The organism is Enterococcus sp. DIV1767 (assembly GCF_050542585.1).
Taxonomy (GTDB): Bacteria; Bacillota; Bacilli; order Lactobacillales; family Enterococcaceae; genus Enterococcus_D; species Enterococcus_D innesii.
The window spans coordinates 2980909-3002015 of record NZ_CP172936.1; the positions used below are offsets into that span (position 1 = coordinate 2980909).

The following is a 21107-nucleotide window of genomic DNA, read 5'->3' on the forward strand; positions in this document are numbered from 1 at the left end:
CTCCTCCTTTAGACAGATGCCTGAGTATTTTTTTCTTGGAATTTTTTCCAGCGAATCAAGATCTCATCCGGCGGAGTTACCTTCGGTGCTTGCGGCGCTAACAGCCACGTTGCTGCTTTGTGAGTCGGTGAAACATCAAAGAACGGTGGTTGCTGTTCTGCATCGATCTGCAAAGCAAATTCGTTTCGTGGATAAAAAGCGTCCCCTGTTGGCGGGTCCAACAGATCCGGTGGTGAACCAGGAATCGCGTACAACCGATCGCCTGTCCCTTCTAACGTCGGCATCGAGCCTAACAAGCCCCAAGTATACGGATGTTGCGGGTTGTAGAAGATTTCTTCTGCGGTCCCCACTTCGACGATTTTCCCACCATACATCACGGCTACTCGGTCAGCCACATTGGCAACGACCCCTAAGTCATGGGTAATAAAGACGATGGACGAATTGATTTTCTTCTGAATATCTTTTAATAACTCTAAGATCTGTGCTTGGATCGTTACATCCAATGCAGTCGTCGGTTCATCTGCAATCAAGATCTGTGGGTAGCAGATCAACGCGATCGCAATAACGATCCGCTGCCGCTGACCACCGGAAAATTGATGCGGATAATTTTTCAAGCGTTTCTCAGCATTCGGGATACCGACAAGGTTCAGTAATTCCAACGCTTGTCGCAAGCCTTCTTTTTTACTGATTTTGTTGTGCTTCATCAATGACTCTGCCACTTGCTTACCAATCGGCATCGTTGGGTCTAGTGAAGTCATTGGATCTTGGAAAATCATGGCGATTTCCTTGCCACGGATTTTTTGCAGTTCTTTTTCGGATTTTTTCAAAATGTCCGTCCCATTGAAGAGGATCTGGCCATTATCGACATTGGCATTGCTGGCTAACAGCCCCATAATACTACGGGTTGTCACGGACTTGCCGCTCCCGGATTCGCCCACGATCGCCAAGGTTTCTCCTTTGTATAGATCGAAACTGACATCACGGATCGCTTGGACTTTCCCAGCAAAGGTGTCAAAAGAAATTTCTAAGTTTTTCACTTCTAAGACTTTTTTCATCGCAATCACTCTTTCATTTTCGGATCAAAGGCATCACGCAAACCGTCTGCCAGCAAGTTGAACCCAATCATAATCACAGACAAGGTCACAGCCGGCACCCACATTTGGTAAGGCAGGAACAAGAAGGTTTTGTAGCCATCGCTTAGTAACATCCCTAAAGATGCTGAAGGTGGTTTTAGTCCTAGCCCGATAAAGCTTAGGAAGGCCTCGAAGAAAATCGCCGAGGGAATACTGAACATCATTTGTACGATGATCACGCTGGAAATATTTGGTAATACGTGTTTCATCGCAATCTTGAGACGACTTTCCCCCAGTGTCGTTGCGGCTAAAACGAATTCCTGATCTTTTAGTTTCATCGTTTGGGCCCGTACGATCCGCGCCATTGGAATCCAGTTAGTGATCGCCATTGCTGCCACGATCGAGAAGATCCCTGGTTCGAAAACTACCAGCATCAAGATCATTACCACTAAGTTGGGAATACCAGATAAGATCTCTAAGAAACGTTGCATCACATTATCGATCCGTCCACCTAAAAGACCAGAGATCAAGCCATAGGTTACACCAAAGATGATATCTAGCATCGCTGCGATAAACGCAATCAATAAGGAGATACGTGTTCCTACAAATAAACGACTCAATAAGTCACGACCTAATCCATCCGTTCCTAAAAGGAAATACGTCCCGTCAGGAACATTGGCAGCTGCATACTTATCTACTAGCTCGCCTCCCACCATCGCATAGCCGTTTAAGCCATTGATGTTGATACCGGGAATTTTCGGCGGCAGATTCGTAAAGGTCACATTTTGTGCAGTTGGATCATGTGGCGAGACAAAAATCGTAATGATTGAGATCGCAATAATGATCAGCAACAAAATGATTGAGAAAACCGCGGCTTTGTTCTTTTTCAAACGACGCCATGAATCTTGGAAAAAGGTTAATGAAGGGGTTGCGATCGCTTCACGCTCTTCATTGGTATTTTTTTGTAACGGTTGAAATTTGGCTGCATCGATGGCAGCAACATCATTTGCTGTGTAAGGTTTCTCTGCCATTAGCCACGACTCCCTTCTGAAACTCGGATCCGCGGATCAACGATTCCATATAAAATATCAACAACAAGAATCACAAAGACCAACATTGCGGAATAAAGGATCGTTACCGCCATGATCGTTGGATAGTCATTGGTCATGATTGATTTTACGAACTGTTCACCGATACCCGGGATCGCAAAAATATTTTCTACGACAAGGGAACCAGTCATCAAACCGACAGCTAGCGGTCCTAACAACGTCAATAACGGAATCAAACTATTCCGCAAACCGTGCTTGAAGGCAATTTCCCAGCGGCTCAATCCTTTTGCTCGTGCCAACTCGACATAATCACTATGCAGCACTTCCACCATCTCGGTTCGAATAAACCTGGCGGAATCCGCTAACGGCGACATCGCTAAGGCGACGGTCGGTAGGATCGTGCTAGCAAAGGTCTCCCACTTAGCAATCGGCAAGATCCCTAGTTTGATGGCAAAAATGTATTGCAGCAAAACGGCAAAGACAAAGTTAGGGATCGAACGCCCTAAGATCGCCACTAAGGTAGACGTTGTATCGATCCAAGTATTTTGCTTCATCGCAGAGATCGTTCCTAAAATGATCCCAAAGAAGGTACCAAAGATGATCGCTTGTAGCCCTAGTTGCAGAGAGGGTCCGATTCTTCCTGATAGTAAATTCGCTACCGGCTGGTTTTTAAATTGGAAAGAGATCCCAAAGTCACCTTTTAGTAAATTGGTCAAATAAAGCCAATATTGGGTAATGATCGGTTTGTCCAATCCTGCTTGCTCATTTAGCAAGGCAATTTGTTCTGGACTTAATTTTTCAGCATTCGTATATGGTGTTCCTGGCAAAAATTGCATCAAGAAAAAGGTGATCGTGGCAATCAGCCATAATGTTAAGACCATGTAGAACACTCGTTTCAATAAATATTTCAAAAAGCTGTTCACGCAGTTTCCCCCTTAAGTATTTTGACTTCTATTCAATAATTATGTAAATTAACATAGTACGAATCATTAAAAAGGAGTCAGATCATGAAAATAAAAAAAAGTAGTGGGCTCATACCCCTCCTATGCCTCGCAATTTCTGGCGGATGGTTAGCCATAAAAAATGAATTTTCCATAGCAGCTCTTTCAGATGCCCTTTTCTTGTGGGCGCTGTTCTTTTTGATCATTGGCGGTTTTTTATGGGTATTTGCTTCTGGTTTCTTTGACCATTTTCAATATTCCATGAAGAAAGCTTTTTCCAAAAATAAAACAGATTATCTGAAATTATCCCAAGTTGGCAAACAGAGTTACGCCTTTTGGTTATGGCCTGGTGTCTTCTTGTTATTCCTTTCATTGCTCTTTTTAATGATTGCTACTAGTTAATTTCATCCTTATAGTTTTACTCGTTGAAATGAGAAGCAAAAGGCTGAGACAAGAAATTGTCCCAGCCTTTTCTTCGGCATTTCAAGTCAACTACTCGTGATTATTCGATTGATGTCCACTTGTAGTCGTATTGTGCGCCTGCTGCGTGAGCAACAACACCTTTGACTTTTGTCGCACGTAAGTGTGCTTCCGCTTTTTGATAAACTGGAATGACACCTTGTTCATTCATAATGATTTTTTCTGCATTGACCAAATCTTCCCAACGTTTGTCAGGGTCATTGGCATTGGTCGTACCTGCTGCTTTTACAGCTGCATCGTATTCTTCACTGCTCCATTGACCACGGTTGTATGAGTTGCCTGTCGTAAACAAGTCAGTAAAGCTACTTGCATCGGCATAGTCAGCACCCCAACCGCCCATTACTGTATCAAAATCACCCGCATTTGAACGATCCAAACGAACAGAGAATGGAACTGGACTTAACGTGACTTTCACACCGTCCAATGTTTTTTCGATCGTGTCTTGCAAGTACTCAATGATTTTCTTGGTTGAGTCTGTATCAGAAGCTAAGATATCAAATTCTAATGAATCGATTCCTAATTCTTCTTTGGCTTTTTCCCAATATTCTTTTGCTTTCTCTTGATCGTAGCTAATGACGCTGCCAGCTGCTTCTGTGAAGTCTGTATGATCGCCAGGGCTGAAAGTCATGCCTTCCGGCACCAAACCAGTTGAAGCAATTGAACCATCACCTAAGATCGATGTTACTAAGGCATCACGGTCGATCGCATAAGAGATTGCTTTACGCAAGTTTTCGTTACGGAAAGGTGAATCTTCATCACGTTGATTCAATTCTAAGTAAGAAGTCGTTGCTTCTGGTTGAGAAACGAATGCTTCGTCGTTAGCCATCTGTTGCGCCAGTTCACCTGTTAAGATGACATCATCTGCTTGACCATCTTGGAAAAGATTCAAGGCAGTTGAGGATTCTTTCACGACGCTTACGTTGATCGTTTGTAATTTAACAGTGTCTTTGTCCCAATACTGATCGTTCTTTTCATAAGCCCATTCTGTATCCGTTCCTGGTCCATCAAAACCAGTCAAGACAAATGGTCCATTATAAACGGCATTGTCGCTGGTTGATGCATATTGATCGCCATTTTCTTCCACTACTTTTTGATTTTGTGGGAAGAAGGATGGAAATGCTAATAAGTAATCAAAGTAAGGTGTTGCTTTTTCTAGGGTGATTTCTAATTCATAATCCCCCACTGCTTTGATGCCTAGCTCTGATGGATCGGTATCGCCAGCTGTGATGGCATCCGCATTTTTGACTGGTGAAAATAGATACGCATATTCTGATGCAGTTTCAGGTTTGACTGTCCGTTGCCAGCCATAGACATAATCCGCTGCTGTAACAGGGTCACCGTTTGACCATTTCGCATCTTCACGCAGTTTGATCTTGTAAGTTAGTCCATCCTCGCTGACTTCAGCTGCTTCAGCTGCACCAGCAGGTTGTGGTGTGCTGTCAGCATCCAAACGATACAGTCCTTCATATACATTGTTCAATGCACTGAAGCTGATCGTATCGGTTGCTAATGAGAGATCCGCACTTGGCATTTCTTGTGAAACCACTACGTTAAATACTTGTTCTGCGTTGCTATCGCCGCTAGTTGCTGTGTCATTGCTTGAACTATTTGTTCCGCCTGTTGTACAGCCGGCTAACACCACGCCACACACAGCTACTAAACCATAGGCCCATTTATTTTTCATCCTGTCCTACCCCTTAATTGAATTAATTTTCAGAATAATCATTCGATTTCTGAAGTTAGATAAGATTTTAATTAATAATTATTAAAAAAGCAATCCTTTTTTCGATAAAAAACACCTTTGGAAGAAAGTTTTCTTGGTATTTACTTACCTTACTCTCATCAAACACTCGTTAAATGCTATTTTTCCTTTCTTTATTTATAAGAAATAAAGCAAAAATAATAATAAAAAAACATGGTTAAATGTAATTTACATTCGTTTTCTGTCTTTCTTTTTCATTTGATCTGTCAAAATGAGAAACCCCTGATAGAAGTGTAAATATACAGCAATCACCAATGATTTTTATCAAAACAGTCCAAAAAAAGACCTGATCGCATAGGATCAGGTCTTCTCGCTTTAAGGACACTTGTTGCCTCCGCGAAAGGATGCCCTTCAATGATTAATGGATCGCGCCGCCAATCGCTTTTAAATCTTCTTTGTCGGCATAATCAACGATGGCTTCCACTGCTGCAGTTAATCCTTTGGCGATGTCTTCGATGCTCATTGCAGGCTGTCCTGCTTTATCGACGACTTGCTGAGGAATAAACGGCACGTGGATAAAACCGCCTTTCATTTCCGGGTACTTTGTATCGATCATGTATTGTACTTGATACATGATGTGGTTGCAGACAAAGGTTCCAGCAGTATTAGAAACGGCTGCAGGTATTCCGGCTTTTTTCATGTTTTCTACCATTGCTTTGATCGGCAGTTGTGTGAAGTAGGCAGGCTTTCCTTCTGTTTGGATCACTTCATCGACGGGTTGATTGCCTTCATTATCAGGAATCCGGGCATCATCCACATTGATTGCCACTCGTTCTGGTGAGATGGCAAACCGTCCGCCCGCTTGACCGATGTTTAAGACGACATCTGGGTGGATCTCTTCAATTTTCTCTTCGACGATCGCCGCTGATTTCCCAAATACAGTGGGGATCTCTGCTTTCACGATCTGTGCACCATGAATTGTATCTGGCAGTAATTTCACTGCTTCTAAGGCAGGATTGATTGCTTCTCCGCCAAATGGATCAAATCCGGTAATTAATAATTTCATTTCCATCATCCTTCCATCTCTGTTTTACCACTAAAATGCCCAAAAGTACATTAAAGCGATGTGAATCACTAACAATATTAAAGCAATTGGGGCTTGTGCTTTAATGACACCATTAGGGTCTTTCATCTCTAACAAGGCCACTGGCAGTGCATTGAAATTGGCTGCCATCGGGGTCAACAACGTGCCGCAAAAACCAGCGGTCATTGCCAACGCACCAGCAACGACGGGGTCGCCACCTTGCGCCATTACGAAAGGTACACCAATGCCGGCGGTAATAACAGTAAATGCCGCAAAGCCATTTCCCATGATCATAGTAAAGATCATCATTCCTAAACAGTAAGCCACGACACCGATAAAACGATTGCCTTCTGGCACGACGCCAGAGATTCCTTGAGAAATCACGTCACCAACACCAGCAGCGTTAAAAATGACACCTAGTGCTGCTAATAACTGTGGCAAGATACCGGCAGTTCCGACTTGACGAAGCATCCGGTCGGAATCGTCTAACACTGTTTTTGGTTTAGCGGAAGTTAGCACGACTGCCAACAAGAGTGCTAAGATCGACGCGATCCCGATCCCCACTTGGCCCCCTAATGGTGTATAAGAAATCACCACAGCGATCAATGCCAAGCTGATACATGGTACGAAGATCGTACTACCGATCCGTTTTGCTGACGCTTCGGCTTTTTCATCATCAACGTCCACGATTTTACCAATCTGCACTTGTTTGAAGAAGGTCAAACAGCCCATCAAAACGATCAAAATCCCGTCCACAAGATACGGCAAGAAATTCCCGAAAGCAAAGACGATCCCTAGCAGTAACCAAAAAGCAGAGGTGCCTAATCGGGTAGGATGATCCGCTTCACGAAAAACCCGTACAGCCGTCATGATCGACAGTAATCCGATCAAGATATAAAAGAATTCCAATAATCCGTTAACGATTCCTTCCATCTATTTCTCCTCCTTCTTGCCATATTTTTTTGCTAATTTTCGATCAAAGAGCAAGTTCGACAATGTAGCAATGACTAAGACGATCAATGCGATCGGCAATGAGGCTTGCGCGATTGAACTAGCTGCCACATCATACCCAAGAGATTGCAATGTTCCTACGATCAATAGCACACCAGAAGCAGCCACGAAGGTATTTTGCGCAAAGAAATTCCCAAAGTTTTCGTTGGCGGCAGCTCGGGCTTTGATTTTTTCCTGATCTTTTTCATCTAGTTCCCCAAATTTATTTTCCCCAGCAGCTTGCGCCATCGGGTTGACGATTGGGCGAATAAATTGCGTATGTCCTTGGATCCGAATAGAGAAAAAGCCAGCAAGTTCTCGAATAAATAAGTACAAACTCAGAAACTTCCCTGGTGTCAAGCCTTTGATTTTTTCAATCAATATGACGGCCTGCTGTTTCAAGCCAAAACGTTCCGACAAGCCAACCATTGGTAGCGTCAGCAAGAACAGTGTCACGAGTCGATTATTGACAAACGCTTCTCCTAACATTGTTAAAAAATCAACAACAGAAATCCCCGACACAAGCGCGGTGACAAAACCAGCAACGATTACGACAGCAATAGTATCTAGCTTCAGCAAAAAGCCGACTAAAATAACTAGAATACCAATCAATTTAATCCATTCCATCAAATCATCCTTTCACGATAAGTTATTTTTAATGAATACCAGCCTTTAGTATAATCTATTTTTTTCTTGTAAAACAATATTTTTTGAATTTTCTTTGTGGGAATACGCTTTCTTTAAGGCGTTTTTTAAATGTTTAGATAATAAAAAACAAAAGAAGAACTGCGCTTGTGCAGTCCTTCTTTTATTTTTCGTGTTTAAGAAGCAGAGGCTTCTTTTTTCATTTGTTTGCTTCGCAGCTGTCCGCAAGCTGCGTCGATATCTGTCCCATGTTCTTTACGAATCACACAGTTGATGCCGTTTTTCTTTAAAATGTCATAAAAAGCTAACACATCGGCTTTTTTACTTCGAGCATATTGGTCATGTTCACTCACTGGGTTATAAGGAATCAAGTTGACGTAAGACAATTTCTTTTTATCCTTCAATAATGCTGCCAACTGACGGGCATGTTCCGGTCGGTCGTTGACATGATCCAGCATGATATACTCAAACGTGATGCGGCGATTGGTTTTTTCTAAATAATAATCGACCGCTGCCATCAGTTTTTCAATTGGGAAGCTCCGATTGATCCGCATCATAGAGGTTCTGACTTCGTTATTTGGGGCATGCAGCGAAATGGCCAAGTTCACTTGCAAGCCGTTTTCCGCAAACTCTCTGATTTTATGCGCTAAGCCGCTGGTTGACACGGTAATATGCCGCGCGCCGATCGCTAAGCCTTTCGGGTCGTTGATAATCTGTAAGAAATGCATCACATTGTCATAGTTATCAAAAGGTTCGCCGATCCCCATGACGACTACGTGAGAGACTCGTTCTCCCTCGTTGCGTTCATCAAAATAGTGTTGCACTAACATGATTTGAGCCACGATCTCGCCTGCCGTTAAGTCTCGTTGTTTCTTTAATAACCCACTAGCACAAAAGGTACAGCCGATGTTGCAGCCGACTTGGGTCGTCACACAAACGGACATGCCATATTCTTGACGCATCAAGACCGTTTCAATCATGTGATTGTCTGGCAATTGGAATAAATATTTGACGGTCCCGTCACTGGCTTCTTGTACCACCATCTGTTTCAGGGGATTGATCACAAAGGCTGCCGACAGTTTCTCAATCAAAGGCTTCGGTAGATTGGTCATTTCTTCAAAGGTAGTTACTCGTTTTTCATAGAGCCACTCCCACACTTGGTTGGCCCGGAATTTCTTTTCATTTTGTTCAGTTATCCACAAAGATAAATCTGATTTGGTAAGTCCATAAATCGATGGGTTCACTTTTTTCCCTCTTTTCAAACTAGTCGCTACATACTATAACTGAATTCTTTGTGAAAAGCAACCGTGCCTTGTCCCTTCCTCTCAGTCTTTCAGCAGCAATTTTTTGTTGCATTGCTCTTTTTTAAAGGTCTCCTTTATTCCGTTTAACGGTTCATTTATCCATAGAAACACTCTCACAAAGACATGCACAAAAAAAGCAGGAGCCGAACCTACTCCTATGAACAAAATAGAGCGGTTCTTTCCTGCTTATTTCGGCTCTTTCCCCATGAGCGTTGCTTTATTGACAAGATCACCCTTCAAAAGAAAGGACTCGGCCTTCTTTTGCGGTCAACATCCCCCGTTGCGGTGGCTGTAGCTGTAAATAAAGCTGGAGTGACATTTCTAATATTAGTTCTTTGTCTCCTTGTTGAAAAACGCCATAATAATAGGTCTGTTCCCGTTTCTCTTCATATGTATGACTCACAAGGTAATACCCTTGTTCCATGGTTTCATTGCGCTTTTTGGTTTCTGAAAGAAAACGGCGAATATGTTTATAAGTAAAGAGAATCAATAAAATGACAACTGCTATTAAAAATAAATACCCCATTGCTGTTTTACACCTCGATCGTTGATGTGGCAAAGGTCGGCTCCACACCAATACTGATCATCAAAGCAGCATCGACTTCACACATCACTTTATCGTCTAAATGACAAACCTTTTCTTTCAACCGACTTTTGTCGATCGTGCGGATCTGTTCCATCAAAATGACGGAGTCTTTGCCAATCCCTGTGCAAGAAGCGGAAATCCCAATGTGGGTTGGTAATTTCGGCTTCGCCATTTTTGCCGTGATCGCCGCAATGATCACAGTGGGACTGAAGTGATTGCCCAAGTCATTTTGAATGATCAAGACCGGCCGTATTCCGCCTTGCTCCGATCCAACGACTGGTGAAAGATCGGCAAAATAAATATCTCCCCTTTTTACCATAGGACCACCCTAACTTTTATATTCTCGCGGAACCCTTGCTGAGAGGGTGCACGCTACTTCATAGTGAATCGTTTCTAACTGGTCTGCAACATCCTGCATCGTAATTCGTTTCCCATGATTCTCACCAATCAACGTGACCGTTGTACCGACAGCAAAGGCTCGTGGCAAACGAATCATCAGTTGATCCATACACACCCGACCGACGATTTCACAAGGTTCGCCTTCTACTAAGATCGAGAATCCTTGCATTTTTCGTAACCAGCCATCCGCATAACCGATAGGCACGGTGCCGATCCATTCCTGACGGGGCGTGATATATGTCTCACCATAGCCAATCCCCGCTCCTTTTTCAAGTAATTTCACTTGGATCAGTTCAGAAACAAGTGAAAGGGCTGGTTTTAAGGAGAATGGTTCCTTCAATGTATGACCTGACGGATTCAATCCATACATCGCGATCCCAAAACGGACCATATTCCCAACAGCCTCTTTGTGCCACAAGGAGGTCGCACTATTGCCTGTATGTATATATGTCGGCAAATAAGGCAAAACAGTTAAGACTTCTTTAAATCGCTGGTGCTGGGTTTCCCAATAAGTCGTATCAGCTTGATCGGCTGTAGAGAAATGGGTAAAGATTCCTTCCCAATCAAAAGAGGGATGATCTTCCAACCAAAGAACGGCTTGACGCACTTCTTCTGGGGTCAAAAAGCCGATTCTCCCCATGCCGGTATCCACTTTGACATGTACTTTAAGGGATGTCTTTATAGGATTTTCCTTTAAATAAGTATCAGCTTCTACCAACCAGTCCATCGAAGCGACTGGAAAAGAAAAATCGTATTCCGCAAGTAAGGGAATGTCATGCACGTTCACAACTCCTAAAATCAGTAGCGGCTCATTGATCCCTGCTTCTCGCAATTCGATCGCTTCATCAATCGTCGCAACGCAAAAACCTACTGCGCCGCCTTCTTTGGCTGCTTGAGCCGTTTGTACCGCTCCGTGTCCGTACCCGTTAGCTTTGACTACCGCAAAAAGAAACGTCTCACTTGGTAAGTGAGCAATCTCGTTTTTGATGTTTTCGGTAATCGCTGTTGTGTCAATAATCGCTTTCGTTGGTCTATGGTAAGCAACCACCATTTCCAGTTCCTTCTTTCTACTAGTGCTTGATCAGACAAACAAATTAAGTTGGTTTTATGTAGTCGTCTGTTCGTCCATAAAGTATCGTAATTTTCTTCACCAAGTGACGACTTCCACTCAGGTTACTCGCTATCCGATACTTCTAAGATAATTTGTGCAAAGGCAGTATCGTTTGTATGAGTGATACTGACAAAAATTTTTTCTAAAGGGTGCGGTGCTTTAGTGACGATCGGTGCACCGAATTCATTGGTCAAGACTTCAATATCGTGAAAAGAAACTTTGCCGATCCCTGTCCCCCAAGCTTTCGAGAACGCTTCTTTGCAGGCATAGCGCCCCCCGAGGAACTCAACTTGACGTTTCAGGGGCAAACGGGCAAATAATTTTGCTTCCTTCTCTGTTAAAATACGCGTTATAAACTGCGGTTTTTTTTCAATTAATTCTTTCATTCGAGGCAGCTCGACTGCATCGATCCCGATTCCTTTGATCATTCTTCTCGCTACCTTTACTTAAGATAGGGGTTTCCAAATTGGAATTGGCCCTTGTTTAGCTAGTTACCATTCTACCAAAAAAATGGCGAATTACCATTCAAATCTGACGAGTTTATACGGAGATTAAGATTTTCAATCACTGGCATTTGTTTTTTATATAAAAAAAAGACCTTGCAAGTTTCCTTACAAGGTCCACAAACTTAATTAGTCTTGGTTATTTCTGATAACAAAACCGCGTTTTTTGTCGTTGCTGCGGCGATTGTTTTTACGGGCACCATCTTTTGAATAGTTACCGCGGGCTTTATTGCCGTTGCCGCCGCCACGGTTCCCACCGTTTTCTTTGCGGTTACGATTGCCGCCATTGCTGTTATTGCTGCGACGACCATTTTTGTTGAATGATTTTTTCCCTTGAGGCAATGGACGCTCTGGTGTGATCTTGACTGGTGCTAAATCAGCAGGATCTTTCGCCATAGTTTTTAGAAGCAATGCTGCTAAATCTTGTGCAGAATAACGTTCTAATAGATCGTCGGCTGCTTGCAAGTATTTATCCAAACCATTTTCATCCAATTTGGTTTCAACAGATTCGATTGCGGCACCTAGTTGACCTTTGAATGCTTCTTTTTCGGTCGGTGGGCGCATTGGTGTCATCCGTTTTTTCGTTAAGTTTTCAATGACGTGCAGATAGCTCATTTCGTTTGGTGTAACGAAAGTCACAGACATTCCGCCTTTTCCAGCACGGCCAGTACGTCCGATCCGGTGAACATAGCTTTCAGGATCTTGAGGAATATCGTAGTTATATACGTGTGTCACGCCAGAGATATCCAATCCACGAGCTGCAACGTCTGTGGCAACTAAGATATCTAGTTGACCACTCTTGAATGAACGCAAAACGCTCATCCGTTTTTGTTGAGAAAGGTCTCCATGAATGCCTTCTGCTTTATAGCCACGGGCTTCTAAGCCGCGCGCCAATTCATCGACACGACGTTTCGTACGACCGAAAACGATGGTCAATTCTGGCGTTTGCACATCCAATAAGCGAGTCATGATATCAAATTTTTCGTAGTCTTTTGAACGAACATAGTATTGATCAATCAAATCAGCGGTCATTTCTTTGGCTTTGATCTGTACATGTTCAGGCTCTTTCATGAATTTCACGCCGATATTTTTGATTGCTGGCGGCATTGTTGCTGAAAATAGCAACGTTTGACGAACATCTGGAACTTGGCTGATGATTTTTTCAATATCTTCCAAGAAGCCCATGTTCAACATTTCATCCGCTTCATCTAATACAAGCGTTTCAACGGTGCCTAATTTCAAGGTGTGGCGGTTGATATGGTCTAACATACGACCTGGTGTACCAACTACGATGTGGGGACGATCTTTTAGTTGACGGATTTGACGGCCGATATCGGCTCCACCGTAAACTGCTTGAACGCGAATTTTTTTGTCTTTACCAAGACGATACAATTCTTCTTGGGTTTGGATCGCTAATTCACGGGTTGGGGCAATCACTAATCCTTGTAGTTGATGGTTCGTTGGATCGATTTTTTCTAACATTGGCAAACCAAATGCGGCGGTTTTACCAGTACCGGTCTGTGCTTGACCGATCACGTCTTTGCCTGCTAAGGCTAATGGAATCGTTGCTTCTTGGATGGGTGTTGCTTCTTCAAAGCCGGCACGCTCAACAGAAGTCAATAATTCGTTGGATAATTCTAGATCTTTAAATTTCAAATGGATCCTCCTAGGCTGGTCATCTTTTCGATGCCTGTTTTTCTATCATCGAAGCGTAGGTTAGTTCTTCAGAAACACAAGAGTAGTCCCATTTACTCTTATCTTTCTCTCGGTACCGAAAAACCGCTTCACGAAGGCATTATAAAAGGCTAAAACAAGTGTTGTTTGTCTCAGCCATCATTTTATCTCAAAACGTCAATGTTTTTTACAGTAATCATTCTGTGCTTCATCTTTCGGCGTTAGATAAGTATAACACGCTTTGAAAATTTCAGCAAGATTTCAACTCCCTTTTACATTCCTTTTAGTGCATCAACGACTTCACTCAGGCCCATGCCATTGCTGCCTTTGATCACTAGGCTATCGGAAGGTTCTAAAGTTTCTATTAAGGAGGCGATCAGCTGTGGTTTTTCATCAATCGCAAAATAGCGCACCTTGTCAGCAAGTGATGACTGAGCTAGTCGTTTTTGCAATGCTTGCATTTCTTTGCCATAAAGAAAAACTAGTTGGAACGAGTCGTCTAAGTGTGCGGCCATCTGCTCGTGCATTTGTGCAGAATCTGGTCCTAATTCAAGCATATCTGCCAATACGGCGATCCGTCGTCCTGCTAAGGGCAGTTTGCGGAAGCTATCCAATACAAGACCCATGGCAGTCGGATTGGCATTGTAAATATCGCTCAAAATCGCTGCCCCATTACCGGCAGTCACCCATTGGGTCCGATTTTTCGTTAATTGAAAATGCGCCAAACCTTCCTTGATGGCTTCATCTGCTACACCAAAATGACGTCCTAACCCAATCGCGATCAAAGCATTTTTGACATTATAGCCGCCTAATACCGGCAGGGTAAAGGTGGTACCTGCAACCGTAAAAATCGTATGGTCTTGTGATTCCTCTACGATGTCTCCTTGCAGGTCTCCCTCAGTTAAGCCAAAAGTTTCAATGGTTTGCGTCAAATTAGGAACAAAGGGCTCTAACAATGGTTCATCTGCCGGCATCATAAAGAAGCCGTCTTTTTTCAATCCTGCGGTGATCTCCATTTTGGCTTTGGCGATCCCTTCTCTGGATCCTAAATTTTCAATGTGGGCTTCCCCAATCAAAGTGATCGCCGCTGCATCAGGTTCTGCTAAGCGCGAAAGGACTTCGATTTCTCCTGCATGATCCATTCCCATTTCTAAAATCAATACTTGGGTATCTTCTGGTGCATGCAAGATAGTCAAAGGCACGCCTAATTCATTGTTGTGGTTGCCTTGGGTTTTATAGGTCTGGTACTTTTGGGCCATGACCGCTTCCACCATATCTTTGGTGGTCGTTTTCCCATTACTTCCAGTAATACCGATGATTTTCGGTGCAAGCTTTTCTTTGTACGCTCGTGCCAATTGTTGAAACGCTTTGACGGTATCCGTGACAGGAATCACAAGGATGTCTTGCGGCGGTTCGATCGTAGGGTGGCTCCACAGTGTGGCGATCGCACCATTGTCTTTGGCTTGCTGGGCAAATTCATGTCCATCACGGGTCCCCGCTAAGGGAACAAAAAGACTGTTTTCTTTGATCAGACGGCTGTCGAATTCCACAGAGGCAAGTGGCGTTTCATTTTCAATTTGCTGACCAAATACGGCAGCGGCTTCTTTTACAGTAAAATTCATCAGGTTTGCTCCTTTTTTACAAAAAAAGAAAGCACAAGATCGCTTCAAGTATTTTCCTTGAGTTGAGCTGGCTTTCTTCCTGCTATTTATTCTGCTTCGTTTTCGTTTTCTGCTTCCGTTTCGGTTGCTTCTACGTTGGTCAAGAACGAACGTCTTTGGTTGAAACGATTCATCCCTAATTGGATCAATTCTTCAATCAAATCCCCATAAGGCAAGCCGGTCTTCTCCCATAACAGTGGGTACATGCTAAATTCAGTGAACCCTGGCATCGTGTTCAGCTCATTTAAAAAGAGCTCATTTTTATTGGTCAAAAAGAAATCACAACGGCTCAATCCGCTGCCGCCTAGCATTGTATAGGCTTTTTTCGCAAACTCTTGGGCTTTGGCTTGTGTTTCTTCGGGAATTTGTGCAGGAATCTGCATCTCGATTCGGTTGTCAATGTATTTGGAATTGTAATCATAAAAGGCAACATCTTTCACGATTTCTCCCGGCATGGTGGTCCGCACGTCTTCGTTTCCAAGAACAGCGACTTCGATCTCACGAGCTTCGATTCCTTGTTCAACGATCGCTCGGGTATCGTAGCGATACGCTTCTTGCAACGCATTTTGCAGTTCTTCGCGGTTCTCGGCTTTCGAGATACCGACACTTGAGCCCATGTTGGCTGGTTTGACAAACATCGGATAAAGGAGACTGCCTTCGCATTGATCGAAAATCTTTTTCGGATTTTCTTTCCACGCATTTTTCAAGACTGGTACATACGGAACTTGCGGAATTCCCGCAGCTTGCAAGATGTACTTGGTCATGATTTTGTCCATCCCACAGGCACTAGTCAAGACACCGGCTCCGACATAAGGCATTCCGATGGTTTCTAAAAACCCTTGGATCGTGCCGTCTTCGCCATTTGGTCCGTGAAGTAAAGGAAAGACGATCGCGTCTTCTTCATAGATTGCCCCAGGTGAAATTTCTTCCCCTTTGGTCTCTTCATTGGTCAATGCCAAAGTATCTGGTGACGTTGGCGCCTCAGACAATAATGGGCCTTTTAACCAGCGTCCTTCTTTGGTGATCATTACTAATTGAACTTGGTAGTAATTATAATATACAGCATTAACAACTGAAAAAGCGGATAACAGTGATACCTCATGCTCTGCACTGCGTCCCCCGTATAATAAAATGATTTTCAAAAGAATTTCCTCCTGTATTCATTGATTCTACCAAACTAAGTCTTCCACATTTTAGCACAAAATCGACCAACCGGCATTAAATCTTGCAGAAATTTCTTTAAGCTTACACAGTCGTTAGTTGAATGTTTTTGATTTTGTCAGTACTATGAATATATCACGGCACGTTTAAAGAGGTGGGACCTATGACAGAACAAACCGCTCCTTCTAGAAAAGGACGATTAAAACAAATCGTTCATGTCTTTTTGAAATACAAAGTCGTTCAAAATATCAGCAAACAGCAGCACCCCGAAATGGTGCGGCAAGCGTTTGAAGAATTAGGACCAACATTTATCAAAATCGGGCAGATGCTTTCGGTCCGCAATGATCTGCTTTCCAGCACTTTCGTTGATGCCTTCAAGCAGCTGCAGGACAATGTCAAAAGCGATCCATTTCCCAAGGTCAAAGCACTGCTGGAAACAGAACTGCAGCAGCCGTTAACGGAAGTTTTTTCCGCTTTTGATGAGATTCCAGTCGCCTCAGCTTCCATCGGACAAGCCCATCGAGCAAACTTGCTCAGCGGCAAAGAAGTGATCGTCAAAGTACAGCATCCGGGGATCATTGCGGCAATTCAAGTGGATCTCGATCTTTTTGAAAAAGCCCTGCCGTTGGTTCGCGCAATTCCAGAAGCCAATGTGGTGGATTTAAAAAGCGTGCTAAGCGAAGTCCGACGATCACTTGCCAATGAAACGAATTTTTTGCAAGAGATGAAAAACGCACAGGAATTCTACCGCAACAATCACCAAGACCCGCAGTTGGCATTGCCAAAAGTTTATCCCGAATGGTGTACCCAAAAAGTATTAGTCATGGATTACATGGCAGGTGAAAGCTTGAATTGCTTACTGACCCGCAAAAATCAAGACATCGTATATGACAATCAGTCCGTGAAAGCCGTGAAAAAACAAGTGGGGACGCTATTAGTCGAAAACTTTATGAAACAAGTCTTTGAAGATGGCTTCTTTCACGCTGATCCGCATCCTGGCAATCTTTTCTTGCATGTCTTCACGGATCAAGCCAACCGCCCACAACCATTTCAAGTCAAGCAGCGCGTCGGTGTCCTCGGCGGGGTCGATTATTCGTTGAAATGGCAAGAAGAAGCTGTCATGCCGCCTTACCAAGTGATTTTCTTGGACTTTGGGATGATGGGTCATTTGGATCAGTCTTTACGCAGCCGTTTAGCCGATGCGTTGATTGCTCTTTATACCCAAGACACCCAAGAAGTCGGTAAAGCCGTCTTGCGGTTGTGCAACAGCAGCGGCAGTTCCTTTGACGAAGTCGCCTTCTACCAAGACCTGCAAAAATTTGTTGAAAACTACTATAATATGCCGCTAAAGGATATCGACTTGCAAAAAGTGATGGCGGAAGTCATCACGATCTGCCATGATAACCAACTGCAGATGCATCGAGACATCACCTTGCTGATCAAGGCTTTTGGTACCTTGGAAGGTGTGATCAAAGCCTTAGATCCCGAATTATCAATGATGGAAGTCACTCAGCCTTTTGCACAAAAATATTTCCTACAGCAGCTGAGTATTGAAGACGAGGTGAAAAAAAGCGCCTTGGCAACCGCAAAAAGCTTGCGGGCACTTAGCCATCTTCCCGATCGGACCTTGGCTGTCTTAGACACGTTTGCGACTGGTAAACACCGGTTGAATCTAGAGATCCGCGAACAAAAACAGCTATTGGACCGCTTTGATCAGATGGTCAATCGACTGGTGATCGGTATTATTCTAGCTGCGGTCATCCTTGGCTCTTCCTTATTGGTGGTCGCCAGCCCGCAACAAGGAGCCTTCGTCCATCAGATGGGGATCTTCGGATATACCTTGGCATTTTTCGCGATCGTGGCTTTAGTTGGTAAATACTTCTATGATCGTTTTCGTAAGAAATAAATAAGCACCTTCAATTCCCGTGTTTCATGCAGAAGCTGGGTCTTGAGGGTGCTTATTTTGCAAGGGTCTGTCGCAATTCGTTTTCAAAGATTCGTTTGAAGGCTTCCCGATCCTCTTTCGTAAAAGGTTTCGGTCCTTTTGTGCGCTTGCCTGCTTTACGCATCTGCGCACCTAAGTAGCGTTGTCCGAGTAAAAAATCGATCGTTTCTGGCAAATACTCTGTGCCGTTATGGTGAAAAACCCGCGCTTTTTTCGGCAAGACCAACGAGGCTAAGCCATAATCTTGGGTGACGAGAAAATCGCCGGGTTCTATTTCCTTCACGATTTCATAATCCGCGCGATCCGAGCCTTTGTCGACATAGACAAAGTGAACGTGGGCAGGATAATCTTTGGTCGTATAATGATCGACACTGGTCACGATTACTACCGGCAGCTGATACTGCTGAGCCAGTTCAATCACTTCATTTTTCACTGGCGAACCGTCGCCGTCAATAAAAAGCCGCATCTGCTTGCTCCTCTCACAAATTTCTTCGTTTACAATTACTTCTATTGTAAGAGGAGCACCTAGAAGATGCAAGCAGACTTTGCGGTATTTTCATTTCAGTCTTGCTCAATGAGGGAACTAGAATGACGATCTTTCTTTCACTAACAAGCGGTTAAGCTCACCTATCAACTTTAGAAAAGGCTCGTTCCTTCAGCTCATAAACGACATCGCAAGCCTTTGCTACTTCTTGTTCATGGGTCACTAAGATGATACATTTTTTTTGCTCATGGGCAATTTCTTGAAACAGTTTAACGATTTCTTTGGAGGTCGTTTCATCCAAGTTTCCAGTCGGTTCATCGGCTACGATCAGCTCATGCTCACAGCACAACGCGCGAACGATAGCGACCCGCTGCTGTTGCCCACCCGATAATTGGGTCACTTTTTTCAGTGCCAGCTCTTCTGTGATGCCAACTTTGGCTAAGTTGGCTAAAGCATAGGCCTTTTTATCGGCTTGCTGTGACTTGGCGATCGCCATGGCTGTGATCACATTGTCCAGTGCCGACATATAAGGCAGTAGATTATAGGCTTGGAACACGATGGAAACATCTTTGCGACGATATTCCCGCAATCCGATTTTCGCTAACGTTTCTTCGTTGTAAAGGATCTTTCCTTCTTTCGGGGTATCTAGGCCCGTGATCAGCGACAAGAAGGTTGTTTTCCCCGATCCGCTGGAACCTAAGATCGCATACATCTTGCCAGGCTCGAAGGTCAAGTCAACGCCACGAAACAGGGCTTCTGCTTCGCTTTGATACCAATAGCCTAATTGTTCTGTTCGTAATGTCATGTCGTTCCTCCTAAGAAACCAAGATTTTTTTCGGGTTCAGCCGCAAAATGCCCGCCGACGAGAGTAAGATCGAGCCAAAGCTGATCCCTAGACCGAGTAATGCCAATAGACCAATTTGTTGAGGGGAAACGGTGATTTCTAAGGACTCCACTTCTGCTGATTGGGTGAAGGATGGGAAAGAACCACCACGATTGCCGCCCATTTGCGGCATCTCCCCGCCTCCAGGACCAGCGTTTTCAGTGGCTGCTTGGTCAGTCGTCGTCTCCGTTTGTTGCGCCAATAATTGCTCTCCGACAGCATTACCGACAAGATTGCCGCTAGCGGCCGCAATCCCTAAAGCAAACACCATACAGACAAAAATCTCTGTGAAAAATTGTAGAATCACTTTGGCCCGTGACTCACCTAAAGAGAGCAATACGCCAATCTCATAGCGACGTTCCCGAATCGACATCATCACGATCAACGTCAAAATAATGATACCGGCAGCAGCAACTAAGACAATAATATTTTTTGCAAAGCTAGCGACATTATTCAACGGTGTCAGCATCGATTGATACATTTGATCGTTGGTTTGGATGCTGTAGGTTTCTGTATCGATCAACCCTTCTGCTTCTTCCACGAATGCTGTCATTTCAGACGGATCACTCAAGGTATAAGTTGCCGAATCAATGGTGTCCTCATTGCCGCTCAACGTATTGGCAAGGGTATAAGAAGCAAAGATCGTGTTGGCTGGGTTGAGAAAGTTAAACATTTGGCTCATGCTGTTGCCAACTTCACTCGTTTCATAGATCCCTTTGATAGTCACTTCTACTTCATTGTCCTCTGCATCAGTGATCGAAAACGTATCTCCGACCGCCAAATCATTCGCTTCAGCTAGTGAGGATTCGATCAGGACTTGGTTCGTACCTTCATCCTCAGAAGTAATGCCTTCCCCATCCGTGATCGTCGCTGTTCCTTCCGAAAAAGTCGTATACGCCGCACTGGTTGATACGCCAGTGATTTGGAAATCACCTGTACTCATACTCCCACCAGGCATACCTCCTGGCATACCGCCCATTTGCCCCGACTCGCTGCTATCGGTTGCTTCTGACTCTGTCGAGGAGTCACTGCTAGAGATCGGTTCGATCCCGCTGACGGCATCAGCGGAGGTACTGACTTCAAAACTATATGAAGCAACCCCGTCTAAATCAGCGATTGCTTGGGCATCTGTGATCGCTACGGGTGTCGATTGAAAACTCCCTGGATCTGGTCGGGTGCTTTGGTCATCGCTGTCAGATGAAGAACTTCTTTGCTGAAAAGCCTGCTCACGGTTGGCTTGCAACGTCACGGTTGCGCCGACACTTTTCTGAGCATTTTCAGTCGCTACTAGCGCTGCACTGCGAATCGTCAAACCCGCCAATACAAAAATCAAGATTGCAGAAAATACAGCGATCAGCAACAGGCTCCGGCCTTTTTTCGCCCATAAACTTTGAAAACCTCGTTTCAAAAAATTCATCTTTGTTCCTCCTGA

20 protein-coding genes are annotated in these 21107 nt (G+C 43.9%); 2 read left to right on the forward strand and 18 right to left on the reverse strand.

Annotated features, from left to right (window positions below; genetic code table 11):
* Positions 1-8 precede the first annotated feature (8 nt).
* The 3 genes from IGI78_RS14010 to opp3b are packed head-to-tail and all read right to left on the reverse strand — an operon-like array spanning position 9 to position 3045.
* Positions 9-1061: an ABC transporter ATP-binding protein gene (locus IGI78_RS14010; RefSeq protein ID WP_216593164.1), complete on the reverse strand. Its 1053-nt coding sequence runs from the start codon at positions 1059-1061 to the stop codon at positions 9-11.
* Positions 1061-2104: an ABC transporter permease gene (locus IGI78_RS14015; protein WP_005227994.1), complete on the reverse strand. Its 1044-nt coding sequence runs from the start codon at positions 2102-2104 to the stop codon at positions 1061-1063. Before IGI78_RS14015 ends, IGI78_RS14010 begins: the two co-directional genes overlap by 1 nt.
* A complete protein-coding gene (gene opp3b, locus IGI78_RS14020; RefSeq protein ID WP_005227991.1) occupies positions 2104-3045 on the reverse strand; it encodes an oligopeptide ABC transporter permease in 942 nt (313 codons plus the stop codon). Before opp3b ends, IGI78_RS14015 begins: the two co-directional genes overlap by 1 nt.
* Before the next feature lie 84 nt (positions 3046-3129).
* Here opp3b and IGI78_RS14025 point away from each other — a divergent pair, with 84 nt between their 5' ends.
* Positions 3130-3465 carry a DUF3899 domain-containing protein gene (locus tag IGI78_RS14025; protein WP_005227990.1) on the forward strand — a complete coding sequence of 112 codons (336 nt, stop codon included), beginning with the start codon at positions 3130-3132 and terminating at the stop codon, positions 3463-3465.
* A gap of 100 nt (positions 3466-3565) precedes the next feature.
* Here IGI78_RS14025 and IGI78_RS14030 read toward each other — a convergent pair whose 3' ends face one another.
* The 12 genes from IGI78_RS14030 to IGI78_RS14085 all read right to left on the reverse strand — a co-directional run bounded on the left by IGI78_RS14030 (position 3566) and on the right by IGI78_RS14085 (position 16344).
* The gene (locus IGI78_RS14030; protein ID WP_077452269.1) at positions 3566-5227 is read right to left on the reverse strand and encodes a peptide ABC transporter substrate-binding protein; all 1662 of its coding nucleotides are present in this window, start codon (positions 5225-5227) and stop codon (positions 3566-3568) included.
* 436 nt (positions 5228-5663) lie between these two features.
* The gene (pcp, locus tag IGI78_RS14035; RefSeq protein ID WP_081117776.1) at positions 5664-6311 is read right to left on the reverse strand and encodes a pyroglutamyl-peptidase I; all 648 of its coding nucleotides are present in this window, start codon (positions 6309-6311) and stop codon (positions 5664-5666) included.
* A 30-nt stretch (positions 6312-6341) separates the two neighbouring features.
* A complete protein-coding gene (locus IGI78_RS14040; RefSeq protein ID WP_077452271.1) occupies positions 6342-7262 on the reverse strand; it encodes a DUF979 domain-containing protein in 921 nt (306 codons plus the stop codon).
* Entirely contained in the window at positions 7263-7946 is a 684-nt protein-coding gene (locus IGI78_RS14045) for a DUF969 domain-containing protein (protein WP_005233676.1), read from the reverse strand.
* A 194-nt stretch (positions 7947-8140) separates the two neighbouring features.
* Complete coding sequence (gene rlmN / locus IGI78_RS14050; protein WP_244353136.1) at positions 8141-9208, reverse strand: 23S rRNA (adenine(2503)-C(2))-methyltransferase RlmN; 1068 nt, start codon at positions 9206-9208, stop codon at positions 8141-8143.
* Positions 9209-9497: 289 nt separating this feature from the next.
* Positions 9498-9794: a hypothetical protein gene (locus tag IGI78_RS14055; RefSeq protein ID WP_077452272.1), complete on the reverse strand. Its 297-nt coding sequence runs from the start codon at positions 9792-9794 to the stop codon at positions 9498-9500.
* A 7-nt stretch (positions 9795-9801) separates the two neighbouring features.
* Positions 9802-10173, reverse strand: a complete 372-nt coding sequence (locus IGI78_RS14060; protein WP_005227961.1) for a type II toxin-antitoxin system PemK/MazF family toxin — start codon at positions 10171-10173, stop codon at positions 9802-9804.
* 9 nt (positions 10174-10182) lie between these two features.
* A complete protein-coding gene (gene alr / locus IGI78_RS14065; RefSeq protein ID WP_086291642.1) occupies positions 10183-11304 on the reverse strand; it encodes an alanine racemase in 1122 nt (373 codons plus the stop codon).
* 122 nt (positions 11305-11426) lie between these two features.
* Entirely contained in the window at positions 11427-11792 is a 366-nt protein-coding gene (gene acpS / locus IGI78_RS14070) for a holo-ACP synthase (RefSeq protein ID WP_077452274.1), read from the reverse strand.
* Positions 11793-11996: 204 nt separating this feature from the next.
* Complete coding sequence (cshA, locus tag IGI78_RS14075; protein ID WP_077452275.1) at positions 11997-13523, reverse strand: degradosome RNA helicase CshA; 1527 nt, start codon at positions 13521-13523, stop codon at positions 11997-11999.
* 290 nt (positions 13524-13813) lie between these two features.
* Entirely contained in the window at positions 13814-15163 is a 1350-nt protein-coding gene (locus IGI78_RS14080; RefSeq protein ID WP_195266199.1) for a UDP-N-acetylmuramoyl-tripeptide--D-alanyl-D-alanine ligase, read from the reverse strand.
* 86 nt (positions 15164-15249) lie between these two features.
* Positions 15250-16344: a D-alanine--D-alanine ligase gene (locus tag IGI78_RS14085; RefSeq protein ID WP_061053332.1), complete on the reverse strand. Its 1095-nt coding sequence runs from the start codon at positions 16342-16344 to the stop codon at positions 15250-15252.
* A 182-nt stretch (positions 16345-16526) separates the two neighbouring features.
* Here IGI78_RS14085 and IGI78_RS14090 point away from each other — a divergent pair, with 182 nt between their 5' ends.
* The gene (locus IGI78_RS14090; RefSeq protein WP_195266201.1) at positions 16527-18269 is read left to right on the forward strand and encodes an ABC1 kinase family protein; all 1743 of its coding nucleotides are present in this window, start codon (positions 16527-16529) and stop codon (positions 18267-18269) included.
* Between the two features lie 52 nt (positions 18270-18321).
* On the opposite strand, the gene IGI78_RS14095 is transcribed toward IGI78_RS14090, so the two are convergent.
* The 3 genes from IGI78_RS14095 to IGI78_RS14105 form a co-directional block, all read right to left on the reverse strand.
* Positions 18322-18774 (reverse strand): YaiI/YqxD family protein, encoded by a 453-nt coding sequence (locus tag IGI78_RS14095; RefSeq protein WP_015510428.1) that lies wholly within the window; start codon positions 18772-18774, stop codon positions 18322-18324.
* A gap of 157 nt (positions 18775-18931) precedes the next feature.
* A complete protein-coding gene (locus tag IGI78_RS14100; protein WP_081117782.1) occupies positions 18932-19597 on the reverse strand; it encodes an ABC transporter ATP-binding protein in 666 nt (221 codons plus the stop codon).
* Between the two features lie 10 nt (positions 19598-19607).
* Positions 19608-21092 (reverse strand): ABC transporter permease, encoded by a 1485-nt coding sequence (locus tag IGI78_RS14105; RefSeq protein ID WP_195266203.1) that lies wholly within the window; start codon positions 21090-21092, stop codon positions 19608-19610.
* Between the last annotated feature and the right edge of the window lie 15 nt (positions 21093-21107).

Coding starts and splice junctions, on each gene's coding strand:
- IGI78_RS14015 (WP_005227994.1), bottom strand. CDS start 2,104: ATGGCAGAGAAACCTTACACAGCAAATGATGTTGCTGCCATCGATGCA.
- IGI78_RS14025 (WP_005227990.1), top strand. CDS start 3,130: ATGAAAATAAAAAAAAGTAGTGGGCTCATACCCCTCCTATGCCTCGCA.
- IGI78_RS14030 (WP_077452269.1), bottom strand. CDS start 5,227: ATGAAAAATAAATGGGCCTATGGTTTAGTAGCTGTGTGTGGCGTGGTG.
- pcp (WP_081117776.1), bottom strand. CDS start 6,311: ATGAAATTATTAATTACCGGATTTGATCCATTTGGCGGAGAAGCAATC.
- IGI78_RS14040 (WP_077452271.1), bottom strand. CDS start 7,262: ATGGAAGGAATCGTTAACGGATTATTGGAATTCTTTTATATCTTGATC.
- IGI78_RS14045 (WP_005233676.1), bottom strand. CDS start 7,946: ATGGAATGGATTAAATTGATTGGTATTCTAGTTATTTTAGTCGGCTTT.
- IGI78_RS14055 (WP_077452272.1), bottom strand. CDS start 9,794: ATGGGGTATTTATTTTTAATAGCAGTTGTCATTTTATTGATTCTCTTT.
- IGI78_RS14060 (WP_005227961.1), bottom strand. CDS start 10,173: ATGGTAAAAAGGGGAGATATTTATTTTGCCGATCTTTCACCAGTCGTT.
- alr (WP_086291642.1), bottom strand. CDS start 11,304: ATGGTGGTTGCTTACCATAGACCAACGAAAGCGATTATTGACACAACA.
- acpS (WP_077452274.1), bottom strand. CDS start 11,792: ATGATCAAAGGAATCGGGATCGATGCAGTCGAGCTGCCTCGAATGAAA.
- IGI78_RS14080 (WP_195266199.1), bottom strand. CDS start 15,163: ATGAATTTTACTGTAAAAGAAGCCGCTGCCGTATTTGGTCAGCAAATT.
- IGI78_RS14090 (WP_195266201.1), top strand. CDS start 16,527: ATGACAGAACAAACCGCTCCTTCTAGAAAAGGACGATTAAAACAAATC.
- IGI78_RS14095 (WP_015510428.1), bottom strand. CDS start 18,774: ATGCGGCTTTTTATTGACGGCGACGGTTCGCCAGTGAAAAATGAAGTG.
- IGI78_RS14100 (WP_081117782.1), bottom strand. CDS start 19,597: ATGACATTACGAACAGAACAATTAGGCTATTGGTATCAAAGCGAAGCA.
- IGI78_RS14105 (WP_195266203.1), bottom strand. CDS start 21,092: ATGAATTTTTTGAAACGAGGTTTTCAAAGTTTATGGGCGAAAAAAGGC.